General features: G+C 69.0%; 14 protein-coding genes and 1 tRNA gene. 4 read left to right on the plus strand and 11 right to left on the minus strand.

The window, feature by feature from the left end:
* The first annotated feature begins 46 nt into the window (after positions 1 to 46).
* Positions 47 to 475, plus strand: a complete 429-nt coding sequence (locus F1193_RS17810) for a transposase (protein WP_425457242.1) — start codon at positions 47 to 49, stop codon at positions 473 to 475.
* Positions 476 to 1009: 534 nt separating this feature from the next.
* Here the strand turns inward: F1193_RS17810 and F1193_RS13690 are convergent.
* The 9 genes from F1193_RS13690 to F1193_RS17685 all read right to left on the minus strand — a co-directional run bounded on the left by F1193_RS13690 (position 1010) and on the right by F1193_RS17685 (position 12602).
* Positions 1010 to 1705: a response regulator gene (locus F1193_RS13690; RefSeq protein ID WP_150098368.1), complete on the minus strand. Its 696-nt coding sequence runs from the start codon at positions 1703 to 1705 to the stop codon at positions 1010 to 1012.
* Positions 1702 to 4440 carry a sensor histidine kinase gene (locus F1193_RS13695; RefSeq protein ID WP_150098369.1) on the minus strand — a complete coding sequence of 913 codons (2739 nt, stop codon included), beginning with the start codon at positions 4438 to 4440 and terminating at the stop codon, positions 1702 to 1704. The genes F1193_RS13690 and F1193_RS13695 overlap by 4 nt, the downstream gene beginning before the upstream one ends.
* 3 nt (positions 4441 to 4443) lie before the next feature.
* Positions 4444 to 5031, minus strand: coding sequence for a potassium-transporting ATPase subunit KdpC (gene kdpC, locus F1193_RS13700; RefSeq protein ID WP_150098370.1), 588 nt, complete (start codon positions 5029 to 5031; stop codon positions 4444 to 4446).
* 15 nt (positions 5032 to 5046) lie between these two features.
* Positions 5047 to 7086, minus strand: coding sequence for a potassium-transporting ATPase subunit KdpB (gene kdpB / locus F1193_RS13705; protein WP_150098371.1), 2040 nt, complete (start codon positions 7084 to 7086; stop codon positions 5047 to 5049).
* A gap of 8 nt (positions 7087 to 7094) precedes the next feature.
* Complete coding sequence (kdpA, locus tag F1193_RS13710; protein ID WP_150098372.1) at positions 7095 to 8786, minus strand: potassium-transporting ATPase subunit KdpA; 1692 nt, start codon at positions 8784 to 8786, stop codon at positions 7095 to 7097.
* Positions 8787 to 8796: 10 nt separating this feature from the next.
* The gene (gene kdpF, locus F1193_RS13715) at positions 8797 to 8889 is read right to left on the minus strand and encodes a K(+)-transporting ATPase subunit F (RefSeq protein ID WP_150098373.1); all 93 of its coding nucleotides are present in this window, start codon (positions 8887 to 8889) and stop codon (positions 8797 to 8799) included.
* A gap of 1437 nt (positions 8890 to 10326) precedes the next feature.
* On the minus strand, positions 10327 to 12132 hold the full coding sequence (locus F1193_RS13720; RefSeq protein ID WP_150098374.1) for a site-specific integrase: 1806 nt from the start codon (positions 12130 to 12132) through the stop codon (positions 10327 to 10329).
* Between the two features lie 268 nt (positions 12133 to 12400).
* Positions 12401 to 12477, minus strand: a tRNA-Met gene (locus F1193_RS13725).
* A complete protein-coding gene (locus tag F1193_RS17685) occupies positions 12468 to 12602 on the minus strand; it encodes a hypothetical protein (protein ID WP_281287254.1) in 135 nt (44 codons plus the stop codon). The genes F1193_RS13725 and F1193_RS17685 overlap by 10 nt, the downstream gene beginning before the upstream one ends.
* A gap of 82 nt (positions 12603 to 12684) precedes the next feature.
* On the opposite strand from F1193_RS17685, the gene F1193_RS13730 reads away from it, so the two are divergent.
* From F1193_RS13730 to F1193_RS13740, 3 genes are all read left to right on the plus strand, one after another.
* Complete coding sequence (locus F1193_RS13730; protein WP_150098401.1) at positions 12685 to 13668, plus strand: FecCD family ABC transporter permease; 984 nt, start codon at positions 12685 to 12687, stop codon at positions 13666 to 13668.
* Positions 13665 to 14459 carry an ABC transporter ATP-binding protein gene (locus F1193_RS13735; RefSeq protein ID WP_150098375.1) on the plus strand — a complete coding sequence of 265 codons (795 nt, stop codon included), beginning with the start codon at positions 13665 to 13667 and terminating at the stop codon, positions 14457 to 14459. Before F1193_RS13730 ends, F1193_RS13735 begins: the two co-directional genes overlap by 4 nt.
* A 122-nt stretch (positions 14460 to 14581) precedes the next feature.
* Positions 14582 to 15490: a helical backbone metal receptor gene (locus F1193_RS13740; RefSeq protein ID WP_425457241.1), complete on the plus strand. Its 909-nt coding sequence runs from the start codon at positions 14582 to 14584 to the stop codon at positions 15488 to 15490.
* Between the two features lie 55 nt (positions 15491 to 15545).
* On the opposite strand, the gene F1193_RS13745 is transcribed toward F1193_RS13740, so the two are convergent.
* Positions 15546 to 16892: a lipopolysaccharide biosynthesis protein gene (locus F1193_RS13745; RefSeq protein ID WP_170263655.1), complete on the minus strand. Its 1347-nt coding sequence runs from the start codon at positions 16890 to 16892 to the stop codon at positions 15546 to 15548.
* Between the two features lie 383 nt (positions 16893 to 17275).
* On the minus strand, positions 17276 to 18367 hold the full coding sequence (gene cobD / locus F1193_RS13750) for a threonine-phosphate decarboxylase CobD (protein WP_150098378.1): 1092 nt from the start codon (positions 18365 to 18367) through the stop codon (positions 17276 to 17278).
* Positions 18368 to 18384 lie beyond the last annotated feature (17 nt).

The following is an 18384-nucleotide window of genomic DNA, read 5'->3' on the forward strand; positions in this document are numbered from 1 at the left end:
TGGCGGCGGAACGGCTCGGGCCGTTGATACCTCCGGCCTCGCCCGGCTGCCCCGCAAGACCAACATGCGCGCTGCGATGAACGCGATTCTTTATCTGCTGCGCACCAAGTGCCCGTGGCGCGACCTGCCGAAAGACGGCTTTCCGCCCGCTCGACCGTCTAAGGCGCCTTCCGCAAGTTCCAGCGTGAGGGTGTGTGGGACGCGATCTGGACCGAGTTGCACTTCGCGGTGCGCCAACGTGGTGCGCCAACGTCTCGGACGCGAGGTCAGCCCACGGCTGCGATCATCGACAGCCAGTCGCCGAAGTCGGCGGAAAAAGGGACGGCAGAGACGACGCGGTGAGCGAGGCGGCGGCTCCTCACGAACGACGAATCGAACCACGCCTTTCATTCGAGCGCCTGCGCGACCTGCGGATCGAGGTCGACTTGCTCATCAACTTCCTCCGGTCGGTTTCGAGAGGGAAGACAGTCGATGAAGCGGGCGTGCAAGAATCGGCAGGGCGATGCAAAGCCCGGTCATGACGGCAGCAACCCGGCTGGAATTGAAATCTCGGAACGGAGGATGTAGCCGTGATACATCCCTCGGGATCAACCGATGGGCGATCACGTCGAGATATTTCAATGATTTAGGTTGGATTTGGTAGCGGAGGAGGGATCCGCTATCCTGACCTGAACTTTCCGAGCACTCTCGCCACGTTGCGCGGCAGACCGTCTCGAATGCCCGTCCCTTTTACGTTTCCTGGGTCTGTATCGCAAGGCTGTAGAGATTCGCTATCTCGAGACCAGCGTGCCTGCGATGTATTGTGGAATTGCGTGCCAATAACATTCACTGCGTTATGCGAGAGCACGCACGGGAGCAGGAGGAACGTCGCGGCCGAGGCCTGAAACTCTCCAGACTCCGGCGCTGGAGATGCACGTCACATTGACGTCGGAGGACGAGTGACCGTCAGCGGCTCAGGAGTCCGCTTCAAGGGAACGCCGCAGGCTCGACCGCGCCCCTTTGTGGCGCGTCAGTCTCCGAGCAGCCGGTAGCCGACGCCCGGTTCGGTGACGATGAACTCTGGCGCCGCCGCGTCGTCGCCGAGCTTGTCGCGGATGTGGCCGACGGCGATGCGCAGATAGTGCGCATCCGCCTCGTGCGCCGGCCCCCACACCGTGGTCAGAAGCTGCTTGTGCGTCACCAGCCGCCCGGCGTGGCGGGCGAGCAGCGCCAGGACGTCGAACTCCTTCTTCGTCAGCTTCACCTCCGCCCCGTCGACCAGCACGAGGCGGCGGGCGAGATCGACCGTCAGCCGGCCGGCCTTGAACACAGCGCTCTCGCTGTCGGGCGCCCGCCGGCTGCGCAGCAGCGCCCGCAGCCGGGCCAGCAGCTCGCCGGTGGCGAACGGCTTGGTGACGTAGTCGTCGGCGCCGGCGTCGAGGGCGGCGATCTTCTCGGCCTCGGCGTCGCGCACCGACAAGACGAGGATGGGAACGCGCGACCATTCGCGGATCGCGGCGACGACCGCCTTGCCGTCCATGTCCGGCAGGCCGAGGTCGAGGACGATGGCGTCGGGCGCGGTGGTGGCGGCGCGCTCGATGCCGGCGCGGCCGTGGTCGGCCTCCTCCACCGCGAAGCCGGCAGCCGGCAGCGCGATCCTGAGGAACTTGCGGATCGCCGCCTCGTCCTCGATCACCAGGATGCGCCCGCCCGCCGCCTCGGTCATTTCGACTCCTCCGGCTCCGCCTCTGCGGTGTCCTCCGGCTCCACCTCGGGCTTTGCCGCCGGCAGCGCAAGCTCGATGGTGGTGCCACGCCCGTCCGTCCCCGGCACGGCGCGGACCGTGCCGCCGTGCGCCTCGACCAGGCCGCGCACGATGGACAGCCCGAGGCCGGTGCCCGCCGGCTGGCCGTCGCCGTGCCGCACCCGGTAGAACAGATCGAACACCCGCTCGGCGTCCTCGGGCGGAATGCCCGGCCCCTGGTCGCTCACCGCGACGAACACGGAACCGTCCACGGCCCAGCCGGCGATGCGGATCGGCGATTGGGGCGGGGCGTACTTGGTGGCGTTCTCGACAATATTGACCATCGCCTGGCCGATCAGCACGGCATCGGCGTCGAGCGGGGGGAGGTCGCGCGGGATGTCGACCTCGATGGGATGATCGGCGATGAGGCGGGCGAGGTCGGCCCGCACCTGCCCGACCAGCTCGCGCAAATCCACCGGCGTGCGGCGCAAGGTCAGCGCGCCGTAGCCGAGCCGGGTCATGTCGAGCAGGTTCTGGACGAAGCGGTTCAGCCGCCGTGCCTCCTCAAGGGCGGTCGACGTCAGCTCTCGGCGGTCGGCGGCCGTGAGGCCGTCGTCATCGGCGAGGCCGGTGAGGGCGCCGATGACGCTGACCAGCGGCGTGCGCAGATCGTGGCTGACGGAATTGAGCAGCGCCGAGCGCAGCTTCTCGCTCTCGGCCGCAAGGCGCGTCGCCTCAAGATCGGCGGCGAGCGTCAGCCGCTCGACCGCGACGGCGACCTGGTCCTCCACCGCAATCAGCAGGCGGCGCGTGTCCGGGTCGAGCGTGCGCGAGCGGTCGCGAAACCACACGCCGACGACGCCGATCGCGCTTCTGGCGGTGGCGAGCGGCACGAACAGCCACTCGGTGGTGGGCAGCGTATCGGTGCCGGCGCCGGCCGGCTCGTTCCTGTCGAACGCCCACTTGGCCGCCATTTCGGCGCGCGGATCGAGATTGTCCTCGATCGAGGGGTGGCCCTGCACCTGCTCCAGCCGGCCCTCGGCGCTTGGCATCAGGATCAGCGAGCGGCAGTCCAGCGTGGTGGCGATGTGGGCGGCGGCGGCCCACAGCACGTCGTCGGCCTTGGTCGCGGAGGCGATCTTGCGGGCGAAGTCGTAGAGCGTCTCGGTGCGGCGCTGGGCCGCGCGCATGCTCTCGACCTGGGCCTTGAGGCGGCCGGCCAGCGTGCCGGTGAACAGCGAGCTGACCAGGAACACCAGCAGGGCGACGATCGACTCGTTCTGCTCGACCTGGAACGAGAAATAGGGGGTGGTGAAGAAGAAGTTGTAGGCGAGGAAGCCGGTCACCGCCGCCAGCAGGGCGCCCGGCAGGCCGCGGCGGACGCCGATCACCAGCACGCCGAACAGGTACACCACGGCCAGCGACGCCACCGGCACGAGGTTCCACATCGGCCAGGCGAGGGCCGTGGACAGCGCGGTGACGAGTAGCGTCTCGATGCTGATCCGCGCCCATTCGCGCCAGCCCGGTGCGAGCAGCGTGGCCGCGAGCGCCTTCTTGCGCTCTGCACGGGCCTGCGGGGTGACGATGGTCACCTCGAAGTCGGTGGCCTGCTTGACCAGCCGCTCGAACACCGGCTCGCGCAGCCAGCGCAGCACGGCGCGCCAGCCGGCCTGCCGCGGGCGGCCGATGACGAGGCGGGTGACGTTGCGCTTGCGGGCATAGGCCAGCAGCTCGGCCGTGACGCCGGATTCGGCGTACAGCGTCACGGCCTCGCCGCCGAGCTGTTCGGCGAGGCGCAGCGCCGCCCGGAGGCCATCGCGGGTGTCGTCGCCCAGCGTGTCGTGGCGGGGCGTCAGCACAGTGGTGGCGATCCATGGGATGCGGGCGCGGTCGGCCATCCGCCGGGCGGTGCGCACCAGGGTCTTGGCCACCGGCGCGTCATTGAGGCAGACCAGGAGGCGATCCTGCGTCGGCCACGGCCCGCGCACCGCATTGGAGCGCATATAGGCGATGACGTCGGCATCGACCCGGCTCGCGGCGGTGCGCAGCGCCAGTTCGCGCAGCGCGGTCAGGTTGCCCTTTGAGAAGAAGTGGTCCAGCGCCCGCCCGGCCTGGCTGGGCACATAGACCTTGCCGGCCTTGAGGCGTTCCGTCAGTTCCTCGGGCGTCAGGTCGATCAGCTCGATGTCGTCGGCGCGCTGCAGCACCTCGTCGGGCACCGTCTCGTTCACGCGGATGCCGGTGATGCGGGCGACGGCGTCGTTGAGGCTCTCGATGTGCTGGACATTGACGGTGGTGACGACGTCGATGCCGGCGTCCAGCACCTCCATCACGTCCTGCCAGCGCTTCGGGTGGCGACCGCCCGGCACGTTGGTGTGGGCCAGCTCGTCGATCAGCGCGACCGCCGGCTTGCGGGCGAGCAGGGCGTCGATGTCGAGCTCGGCCACCATCCGGCCGCGATAGAGGACCGAGCGGCGCGGAAGCTGCTCCAGCCCCTCCAGCAGGGCCGCGGTCTCGGGCCGGCCGTGGGTCTCGACCAGGGCCACCACGACGTCGACACCTTCTCGCTGACGCGACCTTGCCTCCTCCAGCATGGCGAAGGTCTTGCCGACGCCGGGCGCCGCCCCGAAAAACACCTTGAGTCGACCGCGCCCGGCCCGGTTCGCCTCCGCGAGCAGGGCGTCAGGGTCGGGGCGGTCGTGGTCGGAAGGCGGCATGGCTCAGGGCTTCATCTCGTCCAAGGCGAGGTTCAAGGCCAGCACGTTGACGCGGGGCTCGCCGAAGAACAACTCCCGCGGCTCGATCGAGCGTTCGACCAGGGCGCGGACCTCGGCCTCGTCGAGGCCGCGGGCGCTGGCCACCCGCTCGACCTGCGCCAGGGCGCCGGCCGGCGAGATGTGCGGGTCGAGGCCCGAGCCCGAGGCGGTGACGAGGTCGGCCGGGGCCGGCTCCAGGCCGAGCGCGGCGGCGCGGGCGGCGATGGCATCCTTCAACGCCCCGGAGCTCGGCCCGAGGTTCGAGCCGGTCGAGGCGCTCGCGTTGTAGGGCGCCTCGACCGTCTTGGTGGCATCGGTCGGATCGGCGGCGGCGGTCGCCGACGGCCGGCCGTGAAAATAGCGCTCCGAGGTGAAGGACTGGCCGATCAGGCTTGACCCCACCACCTCGCCATCGCGGACGACGAGGCTGCCCGCCGCCTGGTTCGGGGCGATCATGCCGGCAAGGCCGGTGATGGCGAAAGGATAGGCGAGGCCGGTGAGCGCCGTCAGCAGGACGAGGAGCACGATGGCGGGGCGCAGGATGGCAAGCATGGGTGCTTTCTTCCCTCAGGCGAGATGCAGCAGGTCGACGACGAGGTCGATCGCCTTGATGCCGGCGAACGGCGCGACGAGGCCGCCGAGGCCGTAGACCAGCAGGTTGCGCGACAACAGCGCCGACGCCGAGGCCGGCGTATAGCGCACGCCCTTCAAGGCGATCGGGATCAGCGCCACGATGACCAGCGCGTTGAAGATGATCGCCGACAGGATCGCCGACTGCGGCGAGCCGAGCCCCATCACGTCGAACACCGCGAGGCCCGGATAGGCCACCACGAACAGCGCCGGCAGGATGGCGAAATACTTGGCGACATCGTTGGCGATCGAGAAGGTGGTGAGCGCGCCGCGCGAGATGAGGAGCTGCTTGCCCACCATCACGATCTCGATCAGCTTGGTGGGGTCGGAATCGAGGTCGATCAGGTTTCCCGCCTCCTTGGCCGCAGGCGTGCCGGAATTCATGGCGACGCCGACGTCGGCCTGTGCGAGGGCGGGCGCGTCGTTGGAGCCGTCGCCGCACATGGCGACGAGGCGGCCCTCGGCCTGCTCGCGGCGGATCAGGTCGAGCTTCCGCTCCGGCGTCGCCTCGGCGAGGAAATCGTCGACACCGGCCTCGGCGGCGATGGCGGCGGCGGTCAGCGGGTTGTCGCCGGTGATCATCACGGTGCGGATGCCCATCCGCCGCAGCTCGGCGAAGCGGTGGCGGATGCCGGGCTTCACCACGTCCTTGAGGTGGATGATGCCGAGCACACGTCCGTCGCGGGAGACGGCGAGCGGCGTGCCGCCGGAGCCGGCGATGCGCCGCACCACGGCATCGAGCGTGGCATCCGCTGGCCGGCCGGCGTCGCTGTTGATGGCGTCGACCGCGCCCTTGCGGATGCGTGTGCCGTCGGCGAGATCGGCGCCCGACATGCGGGTGTGGGCGGTGAACGGCACGAAGCTGGCCGTCGCCTTCGCTGCGTCGTCGTGGAAGCCGAAGCGCTTCACCGCGAGGTCGACGATCGACTTGCCCTCCGGGGTGTCGTCGGCGAGCGACGACAGCCAGGCGGCCTCCGCAAGTTCGCGCTCGGAGACGCCCGGCGCCGGCTCGAAGGCCGCCGCCATGCGGTTGCCGAAGGTGATAGTGCCGGTCTTGTCGAGCAGCAGCACGTCGATGTCGCCGGCCGCTTCCACCGCGCGGCCGGACTTGGCGATGACGTTGGCCTTCACCAGCCGGTCCATGCCGGCGATGCCGATGGCCGAGAGCAGGCCGCCGATGGTGGTGGGGATCAGCGTCACGAACAGCGCCACGAGATAGATCATCGGCACGGTGGTGCCCGACCAGCCGGCGAAGACCGGCAGCGTCACCACCACGAACAGGAAGACGAGCGTCAGGCCGGCCAGCAGGATGTCGAGCGCGATCTCGTTCGGCGTCTTCTGGCGCCTGGCGCCTTCCACCAGCGCGATCATGCGGTCGAGGAAGGTCTCGCCCGGCTTGGCGGTAACCTTGACCTTGATCCAGTCCGACACGACTCGTGTGCCGCCGGTGACGGCCGAGCGGTCGCCGCCCGATTCCCGGATCACCGGGGCGCTCTCGCCGGTGATGGCGCTCTCGTCGATGGAGGCGATGCCTTCGATCACCTCGCCATCGGTCGGGATCGTCTCGCCGGCCTCGACCAGCACGAGGTCGCCGGGCTCCAGCAGCTCGGCGTCCTTGAACTCGTAGAGATCGCCGACGCCGAGCAGCACCTTGGCGCCCGTTGTCGTGCGGGTGGCGCGGAAGCTGTCGGCCCGCGCCTTGCCGCGGCCCTCGGCCACGGCTTCGGCGAAATTGGCGAACAGCACGGTGATCCACAGCCAGGCGGTGATCTGCAGCCCGATCCACAACGCCGGGCCGCCGGTCATGGCTTCACGCGCCACCAGGATCGTCGCCAGCGCCGAGACCACGGCGGTGGTGAAGATCACCGGATTGCGGGCGAGGCTCCGCGGGTCGAGCTTCCTGAACGCCTGGATCGCGGCGGGACCGAGGATCGCGGGCGCGAGGAGGGCGATGTCGGCAGGCGGGTGCTTGCTCATGGAACGCCTCAGAAGCTCTTGCCGGCCAGGATCGACACCTGTTCGGCGATCGGGCCAAGCGCGAGCACGGGGAGGAAGGTGAGGGCGCCGACGATGACGATCGTGGCGACCAGCAGCGTGACGAACAGGGGACCATAGGTCGGGAAGGTGCCGGCGGACGGCGGGGTCGTCTTCTTGGCGGCGAGCGAGCCGGCGATCGCCAGGATCGGCACGATGTAGCCGAACCGCGCAAACAGCATCGCGATGCCGAGGAACGTGTCGTGCCATGGGGTGGCGGCGTTGAAGCCGGCGAAGGCCGAGCCATTGTTGCCGGTTGCCGAGGAATAGGCATAGAGCAGCTCGGAAAGCCCGTGCGGCCCGGCGTCCTGCACCGAGGTCTGGGCGGTGCCGGCGGCGATCGCCAACGCCGCGAGAACCAGCACGCCGATCGGCATGATCATCAAGGTGAGGGCGGCGAGCTTGACCTCGCGCGCCTCGATCTTCTTGCCGAGATATTCCGGCGTGCGCCCGACCATCAGGCCGGCCAGGAACACGGTGAGGATCACGAACAGCAGCATGCCGGTGAGGCCGACGCCGACACCGCCGAACACCACCTCGCCGAGCTGCATCTGCAGCATGGCGACCAGCCCGCCGAGCGGTGTCAGCGAGTCGTGCATGGCGTTGACCGAGCCGTTTGAGGCCGCGGTGGTGAACGCCGCCCACAGCACCGAGCCCACGATGCCGAAGCGGACCTCCTTGCCCTCCATGTTGCCGCTCGCCGGATCGATCAGCCCCGCGTGCAGCGGATTGCCGATGCGCTCGGCGGCGTAGAGGCCGGCGACGGCGACGACGAGCATCACGCCCATGGCGGCGAACAGCGCCCGGCCCTGGCGGGCATCGCCCACCATGCGGCCATAGGTGAAGCAGAACGCCACCGGGATGAGCAGGATCGAGATCAGCGTGAAGAGGTTCGAGATCGCGGTCGGGTTCTCGAACGGGTGGGCGGAATTGACGTTGAAGAAGCCGCCGCCATTGGTGCCGAGCTGCTTGATGGCGATCTGGCTTGCCACGGGACCGAGCGCGATGGTCTGCTCGGCGCCCTCCAGCGTGTTCGCGCTCACCGAGGCGTCGAGCGTCTGCGGCACGCCGAGCAGCACCAGCGCCAGCGCCAGCACGATCGCGAGCGGCAGCAGCACGTAGAGGATCGAGCGCACGAGGTCGCGCCAGAAATTGCCGAGGGTGCGCGCCTGCCGGCTGGCGAGGCCGCGGGCGACGGCGGCAGCCACCGCCATGCCGCTCGCCGCCGAGACGAAGTTCTGCGTCGTCAGCCCCACCATCTGGGAGAGCAGCGACATGGTGGTCTCGCCGCCATAGCTCTGCCAGTTGGTGTTGGTGACGAACGAAATCGCGGTGTTGAAGGCGAGGTGGGCCGGCAGCCCGTCGAAGCCCTGCGGGTTGAGCGGCAGAAGGTGCTGGAACCTGAGGATCAGGAACAGCACGGCGAAGCCCGCTGCGGTGAAGGCGAGCAGCGACAGCGTGTAGGTCGTCCAGTGCTGCTCGGCCTTGGGCGTGACGCCGGCCGGCCCCAGCAGCGCCCGCTCGGCGAAGCTCAGATAGGTGATCTCGCCAGTGTAGACCTTGGCCATATAGAGGCCGAGCGGCATGGCGAGCACCACCAGAAGCGCGAGGGTGAGGACGATCTGGGTGAGGTCGGCGATCATGGTTCGCTCCTCAGAACCGCTCGGGGCGCAGCAGCGCCAGCACGAGGTAGGCCGCAAGGCCGAAAGCGACGGTGAGGCCGAGGGTGATGTCGAAGCCGGTCATGACCCGCCTCACAGTCGCTCGGCGGCGAACACCGACAGGCCGAAGAGGCCGAAGCCGGCGAGGCCACCGATTAGGAACACGATGTCGAAAACCACGGGTGGCTCTCCCATTGACGATGGCGGGAGGCTAGGCGGAGCGACCGTAAAGGCGCGATGGGGAAAGCGGCCAGCGGCCGTAAAGCCGGCGTAACGAGCTTATGCATCCGCCCAAAGCTGAACGCGATGCGTCAGCGGGAAGAGGCCGCGAATTTTGCCGACGCCCAAAGTGAGCAGCATCTGGTGGCCCCAGCGAACGCGCCGCAGATGCCATTGGCCACAGCCCTGCCTGCATCCTGTACCCTGCATCCTGCGATGCACAGGTGTGCCCTCTTCAGCCCTCTTCAAAATGCAACAAACCGCAACAATTCGTAGCAATTCGTGGCAAATCTATTCAAAAGCATTCGAAGGGTTTCGAAGGGTTTCGAAGAAGACGGGGAAAACCTCGATGAGGCGGTCTCGGCGGATGGGTTGGTGGTGAGGCCGGCGGAAGAAAAGGCATCGCACTGGCAATTGCGGAGCGTCTCTGCCGAATGCTTGGAGGGCGCAAAAACCCACTTCCCTCTCGTCGAGACGAGGCGAGCAAGGTTCGCGCACCTTCCCGCGGCGCGCTTGCCGAGCGCTTGCCACGGCGCTGGCGGGGCGGTCAAGGCGCCCGCCCGCGAAGCGGCGCACCGCAGGCGCGGCCTTGACGGCCGCCGCCGCGCCGTGGGCCGATGGCAGGCACGCGCCTGCCGTGGATCCGCGACCGTCTTCCGTCAGGCCGGCGAATTCTGCACGCAAAGCGCGTGTGTCCTATGCCGCCGGTCTGCGGGTACCGAAGTTACGCCGAACCAAGGTAATCTGCGGGCGGGCAGCGCAGAGGCTGCGTTTATCTTGCCGAACAATTAAAGATAGCAAATAGTCTGCATTTTGCGCTTAGGGCGGCGATTTGCACTCGAAGTGCGTGTGGTGTGGAGGGGGTAATTTTTTGGGTTTTTTTGGTGTCTCGATTGGGGCATTGGGGCGCGTTGGTGTCGGTTTAGAGGTTTCCAAATACCCTCGCGCCGTGAACCATGATCAAGGCGCGTTGCATGCCGCAATTCGAACCGGGATCTTCGCCAAGCTCCCTTGAAAGTGCCGTTTTACCTTGGGGTCCACGGGGGCTCGCCCCCTGGCATTCCTGTGGGCACAGCCCACATGCCTTGCAACCGCTGACGGTGCTCTTTCGTGACCTAAGGATCCGGCGCCGGCCAAGTGATGATCTTTGCCATCGGAGAATCCGGCGTTGATTTCAACCGCGGCGGCCAATGCCAGAGGCGGCACGCGCCTCCATCTTACGACCACTCGCCAAGTGTAAACGACAACCGGAACAAACCCGTCGGAACCGGCGTGGAGAGCCGCTCGACGTCTGAGCCAATTTCTATTCCTCGGGCCCGTCGGCGGCGATTTCAAGCGCGATCAGATCCAAAACATCGACCTTTTTCAGTTCCCCCTTGTCGGCGCGCGACTTGGCATCAAGGAGCAAATTCGAGATCACGTCGAGCGTCGGATCCTCGATGCTGTTGATGACCTTCGCAATCCCCAAGGACAATTTGCGTGCCCCGTAGGTCAGCCGAGACCGCCCGTCGTGTGCATGTCCCATGACGAGGTGGCGGGACCGTTCCGCAAGCTTGCCCGCCTCATCAAGGCGTTGAGCGAAGGTGTGCCGCGCCGAGTAGAGCGACAGCCCCTCCCGCGTGAAGCCGAATAGCGTCCGAACGTATTGCCAACTGCGCGACAATGCGTGGCCGGGCTTCGTCTCGCCGGTCCGCTTGGTCAGAAGCTGCCACTCGGGGAATAGGCGCGTGTGGCCCGCGGCCGCCACGGCGTCACGCCGCTCGATCAGCCCAAGTTCGATAACCCAGGGCAAGATCGGGATCATGCGCCGGGAACTGGCTGTCTTGACCTTGTGGCGCGTGAGATCGATGAACCAGACGCTGCCGTCCTCGTCGGGAAACTCAAGGAGGTTCTCGCAATCGATGATTGCGATCTCCGACGGCCGCATGCCGGTGGTGAACGCGAGCAGATATCCCCAGTACTGGGAATTCTGAACCAGAAGGTCGCCGGGATTCCAGATGCGGTGCGGCGTCTCGCAGCCGCAGAACAGCGGAAGCCTGAAGAAGCGTTCTGCCTCTTCAGGCGCGAAGACGTCGCGGTCCTTGGGCTTCGGATTGTCGTTGGTGACGGTCTGGAACCGATAGGGCTCTTCCGGCAGGGCCTCCTTGTCATAGAGCCAGCGGAAGAACGTATTCAGCGCCGAGTGATAGCGGTTCTTCAGGGTCCCTTCGGAGAGGCGTCGAAGTCCTGCCCAACCGTGCTTCCGCGCATACAGATATCGGGCCATGAGCGAACCGCGGTGGCCGTCCGGAACATCCTTGTCATGGGGCACATCCGCCAGCATGATATCGGCTCGCGCGAGGTCGCGGCGCGTCACGTCCGCGACCGCCTTGTCGCCGACGGCGGCGATGATGAACGGAACGGCAAGGCCGATGCGTTCCCGCGCACGATCGTCGCCGAAGCGCTTCTTCTCCTTGTTGAGGAATTTCTCGAGGGCTCGTGACAGCGAATCATTCGGCTCGGGCAGGAACTCATCGATTTCGGCCAAGTCGATCTGCCGCGGATCCGTAGCGTCGTGATCGGTGGCCGGGCATTCTGCCGGCGCGTTCCCCGCCATGTCGCCTGCGAACTCACTGTGGTCCTCGCCGGGCGCGACCAGGTCGCTGCCACTCAATGAGACAGGCGCTGTGGTCGCCTCCAGCAGCGCGATTTCCTGACCGTAGACGGCCGTTTCGGAGAGGCTGTCGGGATCGAACGGCAGGCGGCGAGGGGAACTCGGGCTCGGCGCGCTCTCGCAGGGGGGCTCGCCGGTCTCAGCGGCGGATCGCATCCCGCGACGGAACGCCTGCTCGACGGCGGTCTTCTTGTGGGCGTCCTCTGCGGCGACGTTCTCGTCGACGAAGGACTTCCACGTCTGGAAGAAGCCGGCGCAGGCCATCTCCGGGGGCAGGTTCGCCAGCCGGCATTCCGTCAGCCAAGTGCGAACATAGTTTTCGAAGGTAACCCGGGCGGTGAGAACATCCGGATCAATGGGAAATCCTCGCTTGCGGAAACTATTGATCTGTTGGTTCAGCAGCTCCCCGCGCCTGGAAAGCTCCGGGTTGTCCTTGAATTCGACGATCCAGTCCATGCAGATTGATATTCTCCGGCGCGCCGTCTTGAAGCAAGATGTGCCGAGCGCCGAACGGAACACACGTGAGCGCGTGGTCTTTCCGTCGAAGGCGGGCATGCGCACTTGAAGATAGTACCGACCGTCGCGACGGTGAAGGAAGCTGATGCGGGCCAAAGTCAGGGTCTCCTCGATGGGAGACGGTCCCTGGTCACGTGTCACGGCAGCTGATTCGCTACCCTGACACAACATACTGGCGATGCAGGGGAAATTTCAGGCCAAGAATGCATGGTAGCGGAGGAGGGACTCGAACCCCCGACACGCGGATTATGATTCCGCTGCTCTAACCAGCTGAGCTACTCCGCCACGCCAAGGCCGGCCGGAACCGCCAGCGCCGTGCGTTTGGCGATATAGGGAAGCGGCCGAACCGGTGTCAAGGACGGAAAGGCAGCCTTGGCCAGATCGGCCATCGGGTCTATGAGCGCCACCATGCATCAAGCCCGATCCCGCTCCGAGGCGGCGCCGCCGGCTCCTCCCAATGTCTGGCGCGCTGTCTGGCGCGCCCGCGCGGCGATGCCGGTGCTGGCGGCGCTGGTGCTGGTCCTGTTCGTGGTCTCGCTCGGCACCGGGCCGGTGGCGATCGCGCCCGGCGATGTCCTGGCGACGCTGAGCGGCGCTGGGAGCGAGGCCGAGCGCATCATCGTGCTGGAGCTGCGCCTGCCGCGCGCCATCCTGGCGCTCGCCATCGGCGCCATTCTCGGGCTTTCGGGCGCGGCGCTGCAGGGCCTGCTGCGCAATCCGCTGGCCGCGCCCTCGCTGTTCGGCGCACCGCAATCGGCGGCGTTCGCGGCGGTCGCCACCATCGCGCTGGGTCTCGCCGGCACGCTGTCCTACGCGCTGCCGGTGGCGGCGATCGCGGGCGCGTTCCTGTCGGTGTTCCTGCTGGTGGCGGTGGCCGGGCGCAATGCCGGCCTTCTGCTGCTCATCCTCGCCGGCCTCGCCATCTCGAGTCTGGCTGGCGCCGCCACCTCGCTGGCGCTCAATTTGGCGCCCAACCCGTTTGCGGCGCTGGAGATCGCGTTCTGGCTGCTCGGCTCGCTGGAGGACCGCAGCCTGCAGCACGTGGCGATGGCACTGCCGTTCATCGTCGCCGGTGGGGCGATCCTTCTCGCCGCCGGCCCGGCGTTCCGGACTCTGACGCTCGGCGAGGAGGCGGCGCAGAGCCTCGGCGTCAATGTGGCGCGGCTCCGGCTGGTGGTCATCCTCGGCGTCGCGCTCGGCGTCGGTGCCTCGGTGGCGGTGGCCGGCACCATCGGCTTCATCGGGCTTATCGCGCCGCATCTGATGCGCGGGATCATCGGCTACGACCCGGCGCGGCTGCTGGTGCCGAGCGCGCTGGCCGGGGCGGCGCTGCTCATGGCCGCCGACATCGCCGTGCGGCTGATCCCGGCCACCACCGACATCAAGGTGGGGGTGCTGACGGCGCTGATCGGCGTACCGTTCTTCCTCTATCTCATCGTGCGCGAGCGCGGCCGCCTCGGCGGGGGGATGGCATGACCGCGCCGGGAGTGACCGCGCCGTTTTTCGAGATTGCCGGGCTGTCGGTGGCGCTCGGCGGTCGCACGGTGGTCGATGCGGTGTCGCTCGCCTTGCCGCGGCAGGCGCTGGTCGGCATCGTCGGGCCGAACGGCGCCGGCAAGACCTCGCTGCTGCGGGCCATCGCCGGCCTCGTGCCGCACGCCGGGCGCATCGCGCTGGAGGGCGCCGAGCTTGCGGCGCTGGCGCCGGGCCTGCGCGCCCGCCGCGTCGCCTATCTGCCGCAGGGCCACCCGATGCACTGGCCGCTGCCGGCGCGCGAGGTGGCGGCACTCGGCCGCTATCCGCACGGGGTGCGCGATCCCGCCCGGCTCGATGCCGCAAGCGAGGCCGCGGTGCTGAAGGCGATGCGGCTCACCGATACGCTGAGCCTCGCCGACCGGCCGGTGACGGAGCTGTCCGGCGGCGAGCGGGCGCGGGTGGCGCTGGCGCGGGTGTTCGCGGTCGAGGCGCCGCTGGTGCTGGCCGACGAGCCGACCGCGGCACTCGACCCCCGCCACCAGATCGAGCTGATGGCGGCGCTGCGGCGGACGGCGGAGGAGGGCGCGCTGGTGCTCGCCGTCACCCACGACCTCGCGCTGGCGGCGCGGTTCTGCCACCACATCGTGGTGCTCGACCAGGGGCGGCTCGCCGCCAGCGGGCCAGCGTCGGAGGCGCTGTCGGGCGCGGTGCTGGCGGCGGTGTTCGGGGTGCGGGCGTTCGAGGGCCGGCAGGACGGGCTGCCGGTGGTGGTGCCGTGGGCGGTGCTGTGACCGAAGCCGCGATCCGTCGTCCCCGGCGAGCGCCGAAGGCGCGAGGGAAGGGGACCCATGGACCTCGACCTTCGCTGCTGAAGTCGGCAAGGCGGTGGCTCGCGCACGCATTGATCGGCGGTGTGATCTCTGGGTCCCCTTCCCGCACACGGCTGACGCCGTGTGCGCCGGGGACGACCGGTTGTGCGCCACGCCGCTTCTGGATTCTTGCGCTGGCAGCTGTTCTTTCGAGCGCCTGGATAGCGCCCGCCGCCGCCGGGCCGCACCCGCGCGTCGTCTCCATCAACATGTGCACCGACCAGCTGGTGCTGGCGCTGGCCGATCCCGACCAGATCCTCGGCCTCAGCGCCTATGCGCGCGATCCCCTGCTGTCCTTTGCCGCCGCCGCGGCCGCGAACTATCCGTCGCTGTCGGGCGGCGCGGAGGAGGTGCTGGTGCTGCAGCCCGACCTCGTGCTCGCCGGCCGCTATACGCGCACGGTGACGCGCGGCTTCCTCAAGGCCAAGGGCATCCCGCTCGCCGAATTCGACGTCGCCCGGTCGATCGCTGACGCGACGGCGCAGATCCGCCGGGCCGGCGAGCTGCTCGGCCAGCAGGCGCGGGCCGAGGCGGCGATCGCCGCCATCGACGCGGCGGTGGCGCGGGCCGAGGCGGCGCCGTATCGCCGGCTGAGCGTGCTGCCGCTGCAGCGGCGCGGCTGGGTGGCGGGCGGGCGCACGCTCACCACCGACCTCCTGGAGACGCTGGGGCTGGCCAATGCCGGCGCGGCGTTCGCCGCCACCGGCGGCTTGGTGCCGCTGGAGCGGATCGTCGTCCAGCGGCCGGATGCCCTGCTGCTGACCCGCGAGGCGGTGGCCGCCGAGGACCAGGGCTCGGCGCTACTCGCCCATCCGGCGCTGGTGGCTCTCTATCCTCCGGAGCGGCGGATCTACCTGCCCGAGCGGCTGACGGTGTGCGGCGGGCCGATGCTGGCCGAGGCGATCGACCGGCTTGCGGCGGAAGTCGATCGGCTGGGGCGGCTCGCGAAGTAGGACAGCAGCGTATTCCGCCGGTTCTGGCTGGTGCAATACGCTTCGCTATTGCACCCTACGAAGAGGCTTTCGGCGCGAAGAACACGAAGGCGTGCAGGCCGAGCCTTTGGCGGACGGTGCGGTAGAGCAGGGCCGCCTCCACCGTCATGCCGATGCACACCGCCATGGCCGCGCCATACATGTGCCAGGTGGGGATCAGCGCGAGGCAGGCTGCGAGGTTGGCGGCGAAGGCCGCGGCATAGATCAGCGTGCAGCGCTGCTGCTCGCCGGCCATGTTGAGCAGGCGCTCGGCCGGCCCCACCGAGGCGCGGATGATCAGGCCCGCCGCCAGGATGAACAGCAGCGGATAGCCGTCCTCGAAGCCCGGGCCGAACAGCCGCAGCATCGGCCAGCCGAGCGGCAGCAGCACGGCGATGGCGCCGACCGACAGCCAGAAGGTGCCGCGCACCGACTGGGCGAGGAGTTGCCGCTGCGCGTCGATGGCGCCGGAGACGTGGTGCTCGGCGAAGCGGTGGGCGACCGCGGCCAGCACCGCGAAGCTGATGAAGGCCACCGGCGCCAGCGTCTTCACCGCCGCGAAATAGGTCGCGACCTCGGCCGAGGGCCGCAGCAGCTGCAGCACGATGACGTCGGTGTAGATGAACAGCGAATAGAAGCCGAACACCAGCAGGATCGGCGCCGACACCTTCGCCCAGTGGCGCGGGTCGTAGGCGCGCGGCCCCGGCTCGACCACCCGCGCCAGCCGGTGGCGCAGCACGACGAGCTGCACGGTGGTGGTGAGCCAGGTGGCGATGAGCGCGGCGCCCATGCCTGAGGCGGCATCGGGCGCGAAGCCGGCGAGCGGCGCCGCCAGCGCCACCAGCATGATCAGCAGCGGCCGCAGGATGTAGGGCGGCACCAGCGCCAGATTGACCCAGTTGTAGGTGCGGGCGATGCCATCGACCAGATTGTTCAGCGCGTAGAACGGCAGGGTGGCGAAGGCGAGGTAGAACGGGATGATCTCGGCGCCCTCGATCCACGGCGCGAACGCATGCACGCCCGCCACCCCGAGCGCGGCCACCGCGGTCGAGGCCAGGAACACGAACCACGGGGCGGCGCGCAGCAGGCCGCGCAGCCGGTCGTGGGCCTGGGCCTGGGTGTATTCGGGAATGAAGCGCTGCACCGAATAGGCGAGGCCGAAATGGGCGAGGTCGCCGATCACCAGCGTCCAGGTCCACACATAAACGTAGATGCCGAACTCGGAGCGGCCCATCCAGCGCGCCAGCACGATCTGCATGGCGTAGGCCAGCACCGCCGAGGCGACGCGGATCAGGAAGGCGGTGGCGGCTGCCCGACCGGCGCCGGCCGCGGTCACCCGCTCGATCAGGCCGGCGGCCCGTGCCCGCCACCCGCCGCCCGCCATGGGTGGCCGGCTCCCGTCCTCGTCAACCGCCGCCATGGATGGTCCTTAAGTCGAGGATCCTTGGATCCCGTTCGCCCGGCGCAATGCGGCTTCCGCGCCATTGTTCGGAATAGCCGCCGGCCGGAAGCCGCGTTCTTGCCCTCTCCCCTTGTGGGAGAGGGTGCCGAGCGATCGAATGATCGCGAGGCGGGTGAGGGGTGAATCTTCAAGCGCGCGTCTGCACTTACCCCTCACCCGGCTCGACCTCGCTGACGCTCGGCCTCGCCACCCTCTCCCGCAAGAGCCCGCGCCCGGGCGCGCGCAAGCGCGGCCCGGGTGGGAGAGGGAATAAGAGAGCCGAGCCGATCGCCCGAAGGCGGTATTGTGCTCGAAGAAGGTTAGCGTCAGGTGCCGCCCGGCGACGAATCGAGCGCGGCGCAGGCGTCTTCGAGCCGCCGCCACGCCGCCGCATCGCCCGGCAGGCCGAAGCGGAGGCGGTGGGGCATGCCCTCGAAGCCGCGCACCAGGAGGCCGCGGCGGGCGAAATGATCGGCGAGGTCGGCCGCGCCCGCGGGCGGGGCAGGGCGCTCGGCCAGCCGGAACAGATCGGTGCCGCCGAGCACGGTGAAGCCGGCGCCGGCGAGCAGTTCGTCGAGCCGCGCGCGCTCGGCCGCCAGCCGGTCGCGGGTGGCGGCGATCCAGGCGGTGTCGTCGAGTGCTGCGGCGCCGACCGCGCAGGCCGGTCCGGACACCGGCCAGTCGCCGAGCGTGTCGGCAAATCTTCCGGCCAAAGCATCGTCGGCTGCGACGAAGCCGAGTCGAAGCCCGGCGAGGCCGAAGAACTTGCCGAGAGAGCGCAGCACGACAACGCGCGGCGGCAGCGCCGGCAGGGTGAGCAGCGACACGCCGGGATCAGTATCGGCGAACGCCTCGTCGACGATCAGCCAGCGGCCGGCCGCGCTCCAGGCGGTGGCCCAGCCGAGCAGGTCGGCGGCCACCCAGCGCCGGCCGTCCGGATTGTTGGGGTTGACCACCACGAGCGCGTCGAGATCTCGGGCGTCTAGATCTTGGGCGTCTAGATCTTGGGCGTCGAGATCGATAGCCGGAAGCGGCAGCCCGGCGAGGGTCTCGACGGCGCAGCCCGCGGCCTGCCAGGCCGCCGCGTGCGAGCCATAGGTGGGGCCGACGATGCCGACGCGCTGAACGCCAAGAAGGCGCGGCAGCAGGCGGATGGCCACCTCGCTGCCCGGCACCGGCAGGAGGCTCGTCCCGGCCGGCCGGCCGTAGCGGGCGGCAGCGGTCGAGGTGAGCCGGTCGAGGTCGGCGGCCAGCGGCAGGCGGTGCCACAGGACGGGATCGACCGGCGCCACCGGGTAGGGGTGCGGATTGATGCCGGTGGACAGATCCACCCAGGGCTGCGGCGCGGCCGGATACAGCCTTGCGGCGGCATCGATCCGGCCGCCATGAGCGCGTAGGCTCGCCGTCGACTCGTTCAACCAACTCTCCCAAACCG

Origin of the sequence: Blastochloris sulfoviridis (assembly GCF_008630065.1) — a bacterium.
Taxonomy (GTDB): domain Bacteria; phylum Pseudomonadota; class Alphaproteobacteria; order Rhizobiales; family Xanthobacteraceae; genus Blastochloris; species Blastochloris sulfoviridis.

Bases quoted from the DNA above. Each gene is read 5' to 3' on its own strand.
- kdpF (WP_150098373.1), bottom strand. From the start codon at position 8,889: ATGACCGGCTTCGACATCACCCTCGGCCTCACCGTCGCTTTCGGCCTT.
- kdpB (WP_150098371.1), bottom strand. From the start codon at position 7,086: ATGAGCAAGCACCCGCCTGCCGACATCGCCCTCCTCGCGCCCGCGATC.
- F1193_RS13695 (WP_150098369.1), bottom strand. From the start codon at position 4,440: ATGCCGCCTTCCGACCACGACCGCCCCGACCCTGACGCCCTGCTCGCG.
- F1193_RS13735 (WP_150098375.1), top strand. From the start codon at position 13,665: ATGACCGCGCCGGGAGTGACCGCGCCGTTTTTCGAGATTGCCGGGCTG.
- F1193_RS13745 (WP_170263655.1), bottom strand. From the start codon at position 16,892: ATGGCGGGCGGCGGGTGGCGGGCACGGGCCGCCGGCCTGATCGAGCGG.
- F1193_RS13690 (WP_150098368.1), bottom strand. From the start codon at position 1,705: ATGACCGAGGCGGCGGGCGGGCGCATCCTGGTGATCGAGGACGAGGCG.
- F1193_RS13720 (WP_150098374.1), bottom strand. From the start codon at position 12,132: ATGGACTGGATCGTCGAATTCAAGGACAACCCGGAGCTTTCCAGGCGC.
- kdpA (WP_150098372.1), bottom strand. From the start codon at position 8,786: ATGATCGCCGACCTCACCCAGATCGTCCTCACCCTCGCGCTTCTGGTG.
- kdpC (WP_150098370.1), bottom strand. From the start codon at position 5,031: ATGCTTGCCATCCTGCGCCCCGCCATCGTGCTCCTCGTCCTGCTGACG.
- F1193_RS13730 (WP_150098401.1), top strand. From the start codon at position 12,685: ATGCCGGTGCTGGCGGCGCTGGTGCTGGTCCTGTTCGTGGTCTCGCTC.
- F1193_RS17685 (WP_281287254.1), bottom strand. From the start codon at position 12,602: ATGGTGGCGCTCATAGACCCGATGGCCGATCTGGCCAAGGCTGCCTTT.